At 39.1% G+C, this 573-nt stretch carries 1 protein-coding gene; it reads right to left on the bottom strand.

The genetic code is table 11. The features are described 5' to 3' along the window. Positions 1-426 precede the first annotated feature (426 nt). The coding region (gene rpsI, locus ACS8FD_RS23185) for a 30S ribosomal protein S9 (RefSeq protein WP_439277586.1) at positions 427-573 on the bottom strand (147 nt) is incomplete at its 5' end.

The raw sequence follows: 573 nt of genomic DNA, 5'->3' as shown, positions 1-573 counted from the left end.
GGAATAGCCGGCGATTTAGCAGACTGCTGTACGCTCTGCGATAGTGTACTGTTCTTTGAGGGTGTTTTACTTGGATCGTATTGTTCGGGCGCTTTCATAATGTCCTTTTACAGCACTGTTTGTGGCATCTATAGCATTGGGCTATATCGTCGAGGCTAATGATGAAAAGTTACTATCATGATGGGGTAGCGGTAGCTGGTTTGCAAGTTGGTTTTGACTATAAAAGCGAAGTGTTTAACAGTTTATAAAGCCAGGCTATTGAGTACATTAGCGTTTAATATGACTACTATTAAGCTTTAAGCATAAAAAAACCTTATAAGCTGTGACCAGCTTATAAGGTTTTGCAAATCTAGCGTTTTACTTGATGCTATTAGTATAACTCTGAGAAAAAGACAACTATAACAGTAAAACGATAAACAGCTTTTATTAACGCTTCGAGAATTGTGGACGTTTACGTGCTTTACGTAGGCCCAATTTCTTACGTTCAACTTGACGTGAGTCACGAGTAACAAAACCAGCGGCTTTTAGCGTAGATTTGTTGGTGTCGTCAAGTTCGATTAATGCACGAGTAAT

This window comes from Psychrobacter sp. 1U2, assembly GCF_051847575.1.
The sequence above is the reverse complement of the archived record's forward strand: the minus strand, read 5'-3'. Positions and strand labels throughout refer to the sequence as shown.